General features: G+C 69.1%; 7 protein-coding genes. All 7 read left to right on the top strand.

The window, feature by feature from the left end:
* Positions 1-90 precede the first annotated feature (90 nt).
* The 7 genes from RM779_RS29590 to RM779_RS29560 all read left to right on the top strand — a co-directional run bounded on the left by RM779_RS29590 (position 91) and on the right by RM779_RS29560 (position 8,241).
* Positions 91-813, top strand: a complete 723-nt coding sequence (locus RM779_RS29590) for a GntR family transcriptional regulator (RefSeq protein WP_311620864.1) — start codon at positions 91-93, stop codon at positions 811-813.
* Positions 810-1,754, top strand: coding sequence for a dihydrodipicolinate synthase family protein (locus RM779_RS29585; protein ID WP_311620863.1), 945 nt, complete (start codon positions 810-812; stop codon positions 1,752-1,754). Before RM779_RS29590 ends, RM779_RS29585 begins: the two co-directional genes overlap by 4 nt.
* On the top strand, positions 1,739-3,577 hold the full coding sequence (gene araD / locus RM779_RS29580) for an L-arabinonate dehydratase (protein WP_311620862.1): 1,839 nt from the start codon (positions 1,739-1,741) through the stop codon (positions 3,575-3,577). The genes RM779_RS29585 and araD overlap by 16 nt, the downstream gene beginning before the upstream one ends.
* Positions 3,578-3,690: 113 nt before the next feature.
* A complete protein-coding gene (locus RM779_RS29575; RefSeq protein WP_311620861.1) occupies positions 3,691-4,899 on the top strand; it encodes a Gfo/Idh/MocA family protein in 1,209 nt (402 codons plus the stop codon).
* Between the two features lie 184 nt (positions 4,900-5,083).
* Positions 5,084-6,070, top strand: coding sequence for a carbohydrate ABC transporter permease (locus RM779_RS29570; RefSeq protein WP_077061310.1), 987 nt, complete (start codon positions 5,084-5,086; stop codon positions 6,068-6,070).
* Positions 6,060-6,938, top strand: a complete 879-nt coding sequence (locus RM779_RS29565) for a carbohydrate ABC transporter permease (RefSeq protein ID WP_311620860.1) — start codon at positions 6,060-6,062, stop codon at positions 6,936-6,938. Before RM779_RS29570 ends, RM779_RS29565 begins: the two co-directional genes overlap by 11 nt.
* A gap of 25 nt (positions 6,939-6,963) precedes the next feature.
* Positions 6,964-8,241 (top strand): ABC transporter substrate-binding protein, encoded by a 1,278-nt coding sequence (locus RM779_RS29560; RefSeq protein WP_311620859.1) that lies wholly within the window; start codon positions 6,964-6,966, stop codon positions 8,239-8,241.
* The last annotated feature ends 160 nt before the right edge of the window (positions 8,242-8,401 follow it).

Here is an 8,401-nt window from a genome sequence, read left to right as displayed (position 1 = left end):
ATCGACACCGCTGCTCGTACGGCATATCTCATATACGAGACGCGGTACACGAGACATCGTGCACGATCTCCCAGTAAGGCCTCGCCCCGCATGAACGCACCCCTGTCCGGCGCCGCGCCGGTGCCCATTCCGTCCCGCACGCAGTACGTCCTGGAGCACCTGACGCACGCGATCCTGACCGGCGGGCTGGCCCCTGGCACCGCGCTGGTGGAGACGGAGCTGGCCAGGACGTTCGGGGTGTCCAAGACTCCGGTCCGTGAGGCGCTGAAGACTCTGGCCGGGCGCGGTCTCGTGGTGATGAGCGAGTACAAGGGCGCCGCGGTGCGCGCGGTGGACGCGGCGATGGCGCGTTCGGTCTACGACGTGCGGCTTCTCCTGGAGCCTGAGGCGCTGCGCCGCACGGTCAGCTCACGGGCCGGACTGGCCGTGGCGCACGCCGCCCTCGATCGGGCCGACGCGGCCGGCGACACGGCGGAGCGTTCCTTGGCCAACCGGGACTTCCACCGGGCGCTGTACCTGCCCTGCGGCAATCCGCTGCTCGTCAGGATGCTGGATGATCTGCGCGACCAGGCGGCCCTGGTGTCCTCGGTGGCCTGGCAGAGCGTCCCCACGTGGGGGCGCGAGGCCGACGAGCACCGGGAGATCCTGGCCCGCGCGGAAGACGGGCGGGCCGAGGAGGCCGCCCGGCTGCTGCACCAGCACATCGAGGGCTTCGTGCGGCGCGCGTTTCCCGAGGAGTCCGCGTTTCCCGAGGAGTCCGCGTCCCCCGCGGAGTCCGCGTCCCCCGCAGTTTCCGCCGAAGGAGAGTCATGACTGCCCTGACCGGACCCGCTGCCGGAGAATCCGTCGAGCTGTTCGGGAAGCAACGTGCGGCGCTGGCCGATGTGGTGGCCATCACCGTCACCCCATTCGACGCCGATGGCCGGATCGAGCAGAAGACCTACCGGGCGCTGGTGCGCCGGCTGCTCGACGGCGGCGTGCGGACGCTGACGCCCAACGGCAACACCAGCGAGTTCTATTCGCTGACGCCCGAGGAGCGGCGGACCGAGGTGGAGCTGACCGTCGCCGAGGCCGACGGCGCCGCGCAGATCATCGCGGGCGTCGGGCAGGAGACAGGCGCCGCGGTGAGCGCCGCCCGCGAGGCGCGGGCGGCGGGGGCGGACATGGTGATGATCCACCAGCCTGTTCACCCCTACGTCTCGCAGGACGGTTGGCTGGACTATCACCGGACCATCGCGGAGGCCGTGCCGGAGCTGGGCGTGGTTCCCTACGTCCGCAGCGCCATGATCGAAGGTGCCACGATCGCCCGGCTGGGCGAGGCCTGCCCCAACGTGATCGGCGTGAAGTACGCGGCCGGGGACCCGGTGCGCTTCGCGGCGGTGGCCAGGGACGCCGGTCTGGAACGGTTCGTGTGGGTGGCGGGACTGGCTGAGCTGTCGGCGCCGGCGTATTTCGCCTGCGGTGCCACCGGGTTCACCTCGGGCCTGGTGAATGTGGCGCCCCGGGTGTCGCTCGAAATGCTGCATGCGCTGCGCGCGGCGGACTATCCGGCGGCGATGCGGGTGTGGGAGCTGATCCGGCCCCTGGAGGAGCTGCGCGCCGAGCGGGGCTCGGAGTACAACGTGACGGTCGTCAAGGAGGCGCTGGCCGTTCTCGGCCTGTGCCGCCGGGACGTGCGGGCGCCCAGCAGCCTGCTGCCCGAGGCGTTGCGCCCGGTGGTCGCCGAGATGATCGACGGATGGGACGCGCGATGAGCGGGAACGAGGAAAGCCGCGCCGCCGCCCCGGCGGTCGGGCCGGCGGAGCCCGCCGCCCACAACGGTGGCGCCGACCCGGTCGCTCGTGACGCTGACCGCCCCGCCGGCGACAGCGAGTTGCGCAGTGCGCGGTGGTACCAGGCGGGCGGCCTGCGCTCGTTCAGCCATCGGGCGCGAACCAGGCAGTTGGGGTTCCTGCCCGAGGAGCACATGGGCAAGCCCGTTATCGCGGTGCTCAACACCTGGTCCGACATCAACCCCTGCCATCAGCACCTGCGGGAGCGCGCCGAGGCCGTCAAGCGGGGGGTGTGGCAGGCGGGCGGTTTCCCGCTGGAATTCCCGGTGTCCACGCTCTCCGAGACGTTCCAGAAGCCGACGCCCATGCTCTACCGGAACCTCCTGGCCATGGAGACGGAGGAGCTGCTGCGCTCCTATCCCGTGGACGGAGCCGTGCTGCTCGGCGGGTGCGACAAGACGACCCCGGCGCTTCTCATGGGAGCGGCCAGCGTCGATCTGCCGGCCGTGTTCGTGCCTGCCGGGCCCATGCTGCGCGGACACTGGCGAGGCGAGACGCTCGGGTCCGGTACCGATATGTGGAAGTACTGGGACGAGAAGCGCGCCGGGCGTATCGGTGACCGCGAACTCGCCGAGCTGGAAGGCGGGTTGGCACGGTCCCCCGGCACCTGCATGACCATGGGCACCGCCTCGACCATGACCTCGGCCGCCGAGGTCCTCGGGGTCACCATGCCGGGCGCCGCCGCCATTCCCGCCGTCGACTCGGCGCACAGCCGGATGGCCGCCGCCGCCGGGCTGCGTATCGTCAGCCTGGTCAGGTCCGGCGCCCGTCTCTCCCGCTTCCTCACGCGCGAGGCCTACGAGGACGCGATCACCACCGTGCTGGCACTCGGCGGCTCCACCAACGCGGTGATCCACCTGATCGCCATGGCCGGGCGCTCGGGCCTCCCGCTGTCGCTCGACGACTTCGACCGCATCGCCCGCGAGGTCCCCGTGCTGGCCGATGTCCGCCCCGGCGGGCGGTACCTGATGGAGGACTTCTACTACGCGGGCGGGCTGCCAGGGCTGCTGGCCAGGCTGGGCGAGAACCACCTGCACCTGGACCGCCCGACCATCGCGCACGACTCGCTGCGCGAGCAGCTGGCCGGCGCACTGGTGCACGACGACGAGGTGATCCGCACGCCGGACAACCCCGTCGCCACCGGCGGCGGCCTGGCCGTACTGCGCGGCAACCTCGCCCCCGACGGCGCGCTCATCAAGCACATCTCCGCCGAGCCCCATCTGCTGCGGCACACCGGCCCCGCCGTCGTGTTCGACGACTACCGGTCCATGCAGCGCACCATCAACGACCCCGCCCTGGGCATCACCGCGGACAGCGTGCTGGTGCTGCGCGGCTCCGGGCCGCTGGGCGGGCCCGGCATGCCCGAGTACGGCATGCTGCCCATCCCCGACTACCTGCTCAAGCAGGGCGTCACCGATATGGTCCGGCTCTCCGACGCCCGGATGAGCGGCACCAGTTACGGCGCCTGCGTGCTGCACATCGCCCCCGAGTCGCACGTCGGAGGGCCGCTGGCGCTGGTGCGGACCGGTGACGCGATCACCCTCGATGTCGAGGCACGCACCCTGCGCCTCGACGTGAGCGAGGAGGAACTGGCCAGGCGCCGCGCCGCCTGGCAGCCGCCTCCCGCCCGCTACGGGCGCGGCTACGGCGCCCTGTACCAGGAGCACATCACGCAGGCCGATACCGGCTGCGACTTCACCTTCCTCTCCCGCCCGGGAGATGTCCCAGAGCCTTACGCGGGCTGAGCGTCAGCACCTACGCCGCTCCGGCCTTCGATTCCTCACCCGACCCCATCCACCCACGCCCGTGCGGTAAGCGGTTACCCGCCGACCGCCCGCTGAGAGTTTGGAGAGCGGAGATGGCCGACGCCGTCAAGGAAGACGGTGCCGGGGCGAGCCGCCCGGTACCGGTCGTCCTCGCGGGTGCCCGCGGGCACGGCCGCTGGCACCTGCGCAATATCCGCCGGCTCGGTGAGCAGGGCCTGGTCACTCTGGCCGGGGTCTGCGATGTCAGCCCGCTGGACGAGGAGGAGCTGGCCGGGCACAGCGGTGTGGCGCAGTCGGACGACCTGGCCCGCCTCGTGGAGCACACCGCGGCAGAGGTGGTCGTGATCTGCACTCCCATCCACACCCACGCCGAACTCGGCTTGATCGCGGCCCGCACGGGCGCGCATCTGCTGCTGGAGAAGCCGCCGACCCCCTCCAGCGCCGCGTTCGAGCAGCTCGCCGGCGGACTTGCGGCAGCCGGGACGGTGTGCCAGGTCGGCTTCCAGTCCCTGGGTTCGCATGCCCTGGGCCGGATTGCCGAGCTGATCGGTGCCGGTGCGATCGGCACCGTGTCGGGCATCGGCGCGGCCGGCGCCTGGGTGCGCGACGAGTCCTACTGGCGCCGCGCGGCCTGGGGCGGAAACCGTCGCCTGGACGGCCGCGACGTGGTGGACGGCGTGCTCACCAATCCGCTCGCCCACGCGGTCGCCACCTCGCTGCGCATCGAGGGTGCCGAACGGGCGGAGGACATCGCGGCCGTTGACCTGGAGCTGTACCGGGCCAATGACATCGCCGCCGACGACACCTCCTGCGCGAGAATCACCACCACGGCGGGTGGACAGGTGGTGGCCGCCGTGACGTTGTGCGCCGAGCGGCCGGGTGAGCCCTACGTGGTGGTGCACGGCGACGCGGGCCGGATCACCTTCTGGTACAAGGCGGACCGGCTGCTGCTCGAACGGGCAGGAGAGCAGCCGCAGGTTTCCGAGCACGGCCGCACCGACCTGCTGGCCAATCTTGTGGCACACCTGCGCGAAGGTGTGCCGCTGCTGGTCCCGCTGGCGCGCACCGGGGCGTTCACGCGGGTCGTCGAGGCGGTGCGTACCGCTCCCGATCCGCTGGCCCTGCCACCGGACGTCTGGCGCAGTGAGCCGGGTGACAGCGGGCCGCGCCGGGTCATCCCCGGCATCGACGGACTGACCGCGCGAGGGGCGGCGGAACTGGCCCTGTACTCCGAACTGGCCGTGGACTGGGCGCGCTACCCGCGGGGGCGCCTTCGAGGTGCCGACCCCGGTCCTGCCTGAGCAGGGGGCGGGAGGTGGCAGGCCTCATCCATGAGCTGTTCGTCCGTTGTCCGATTCCAGCGCTCGCAGGGAGAGTGCAGATGATCAAGCATATTCCCGTCCCGTCCGCGACGGGCCGGCCCGAGCACCACCGTACGGTGAACGCCCGTTGTCAGTCCTGGCCAAGGGGACGGGGCGGTCCGGCATGACTCGCACCGAGATACGCGCGGAACCGACCCGGGCACGCTCGCTGTCGCTGCGCAAAGGGCCGCGCAAAGGGCCGCCCGAGCCCAAGGCCGCGAAGAGCCGCCGCCGCCGCGAGGCGCTGACGGGCTATCTGTTCCTGGCGCCCTGGTTCATCGGTCTGGCCGCGATCACCGCGGGACCGCTGGTGGCCTCGCTCTACCTGTCCTTCACCGACTACAACCTGATCGGTGACGCCAACTGGGTCGGTCTTGACAACTACGAGCGGATGTTCACCGACGACCCGCGCTACATGAAGGCGTTGCGGAACACGGCGGTGTACGTCTTCGTCTCCGTCCCGCTCCAGCTGGGCTTCGCCCTGGGGCTCGCCCTGCTCCTGGACCGCGGTGTGTCAGGACTGCCCATCTACCGGTCGATCTACTATCTGCCCTCGCTGCTCGGCGGGAGTGTCGCCATTGCGATCCTGTGGCGGCAGATCTTCGGCGACGACGGGATCGTGAACGGCTTCCTCGGCATTTTCGGGGTCGAGGGCACCAGCTGGATCGCCGATCCGGACACGGCCCTGGGAACCCTGATCATCCTGAACGTCTGGACGTTCGGCGCACCCATGGTCATCTTCCTGGCCGGATTGCGGCAGATCCCGCACAGCCTCTACGAGGCGGCGGGGATCGACGGCGCCAACAAGCTGCGGCAATTCCGCTCCATCACTCTGCCGTTGCTCACACCGATCATCTTCTTCAACCTGGTGCTGCAGCTGATCAACGCCTTCCAGTCCTTCACCCAGGCGTTCGTGGTGAGCGGAGGTAAAGGCGGTCCTGCGGATTCCACGCTCTTCTACACCATGTACATCTACCTGAAGGGTTTCGGTCCTTCCCTGGAAATGGGATACGCGTCGGCGATGGCCTGGGTGCTCGTTCTCATCATCGCCACTTTCACGGCCATCAATTTCGGCATGTCGAAATACTGGGTGTTCTACAGTGACAAATAAAACTGAGCGCAACGGCACCCTGCTGGCCAGGACGCTGGCCGCGGCGCAGCGTCACCGCATCATCACTCATCTGCTGCTCATCGGGTTCGGCTTCATCATGCTCTACCCGCTGCTCTGGATGCTTTCCAGTGCGCTGAAACCGGAGGAGCTCATCTTCCGGGAAACCGGCCTGATCCCCGGGGAGGTCACCCTCGACAACTTCTCCGAGGGCTGGGACGCACTGAGCCATACCTTCGGTCACTACTTCGTCAACTCGGCCATCGTCACGATCGGTGCCGTGATCGGCAACCTCATGGCCTGTTCGCTCGCGGCCTATGCCTTCGCGAGGCTGGAGTTCCCCCTCAAGCGCCTGTGGTTCGCGGTGATGCTGGGCTCGATCATGCTGCCCCTGCACGCCGTACTCGTCCCGCAGTACGTCCTGTTCTCCGAACTCGACTGGATCAACACCTTCTGGCCGCTGATCATCCCGAAGTTCCTGGCCACGGACGCGTTCTTCATCTTCCTGATGGTGCAGTTCATCAGGACACTGCCGAGGGACCTGGACGAGGCGGCCAGGATCGACGGGGCCGGGCACTGGCGGATCTTCAGCCGCATCATCATCCCGTTGTCCATGCCGGCGCTGGCCACCACGGCGATCTTCACCTTCATCTGGACATGGAACGACTTCCTCAGCCAGCTGATCTTCCTCACCAACCCGGACATGTTCACGGCTCCTGTGGCACTGCGCACCTTCATGGATGCCAGTGGCAACTCGTCCTGGGGCCCCATGTTCGCCATGTCCCTGCTGTCCCTGGGCCCGATCTTCGGCTTCTTCCTCGCCGGCCAGAGGTATCTGATCCGCGGCATCGCCACCACCGGGCTGCGATAGCCCGGTTCCTACGAAAGGGAATGTCATGTCAAAACGGAGAAGGAACGTGTACGCGGCGTTCTCCGCAGTGGGGGTGCTCCTGGCGAGCGCCACCGCGTGCGGCGGCGACGACGGCGGCTCGGACGACGGATCGGTGACACTGCGGATGGCCTGGTGGGGGAACGACTCCCGCCACCAGCTCACCGAAGAGGCGATCGCTCTCTTCGAGGAGAAGAATCCCGGCATCCAAGTGGAGCCGGAGTACACCGACTTCACCCCCTACTACGACCGGCTCACCACGCAGGTGGCATCCCGCGAGGCCCCGGACGTCTTCGCGATCGAGATCCGCCGACTGGGCGAGTTCGCCAACAACGAAATCCTCGCCGACCTGACGGACCGCGTGGACACGGCGGACATGGACCCGAACGTGCTGGCGTCCGGTGTGGTGAACGACCAGCAGGTCGGCATACCCACCGGCGCGAACACGTTCAGTCTCATGGCGAACACCGCCGTATTCGAAGAGGCGGGGGTCGAGCTTCCGGACGACACCACCTGGACCTGGGACGACTACCTGGAGATCAGCCAGCAGATCAGCGAAGCCACCGGGGATGGCACCTACGGCTCCCAACCGTCGTTCAACGACGCCTTCCTGAGGATCTTCGCCGAGCAGCAGGGCGAACAGATGTACACCGAGGACGGCCTCGGGGTCTCCGAGGAAATGCTGGTCGAGTGGTTCGAGCTGCAGCTGGAACACCAGGACGCCGGCGCCGCGCCGGACGCGGCGCTCAGCGCCGAGCTGGGCAGCTCGGTCGAGAACGCCCTGGTCGCCACGAACGACGGCGCGTTCGGCATGTGGTGGAGCAACCAGCTGAGCACCATCAGCATCGGCTCGGGCGAGGACATCGAGCTGCTGCGCTTCCCGACCAGCCCCGGCGCCGAGGCGAGCGGCATGTTCCTGCAACCGGGCATGTTCTGGTCCTCCTTCTCCGGGTCCGAGCACCCCGAGGAGGCGGCCACGCTCATCGACTTCCTCCTCAACGACCCCGAAGCGGGAGCCATCCTGGGCTCGGACCGCGGGCTGCCCGTCAACTCCACCGTGCGGGAGAGCATCCAGGCCGATCTCCCCGAGGCGGACGTCGCTTCCCTGGAGTTCTTCAACGAGATCGCCAGCGAGCTGAGCGCGGCCCCCACCGCGCCGCCCCTGGGAGCGGGCGACATCCCCGACATGCTGGAGCGCTACGGCCAGGAGGTCCTGTTCGGCAATCAGAGCCCGCAAGAGGCGGCCTCCGCATTCCTCGCCGAAGCCGATTCCGCCCTGGGCTGACAGTGCCGCGACCATCCGGTCCGCCCACCCCGGCCACGCGTGAGAGGCCGGGCGGGCCGGCGAATGACCCCGCGGCCGGTGCCGTGCCCCGCACGGCACCGGCCGCCTCGCCACCTTGACGCCTCAACACCTCAACACCTCAACACCTCGACGCCTGGAA

Origin of the sequence: Streptomyces johnsoniae (genome assembly GCF_031845565.1) — a bacterium.
Lineage (GTDB): Bacteria > Actinomycetota > Actinomycetes > Streptomycetales > Streptomycetaceae > Streptomyces > Streptomyces johnsoniae.
The sequence above is the reverse complement of the archived record's forward strand: the minus strand, read 5'-3'. Positions and strand labels throughout refer to the sequence as shown.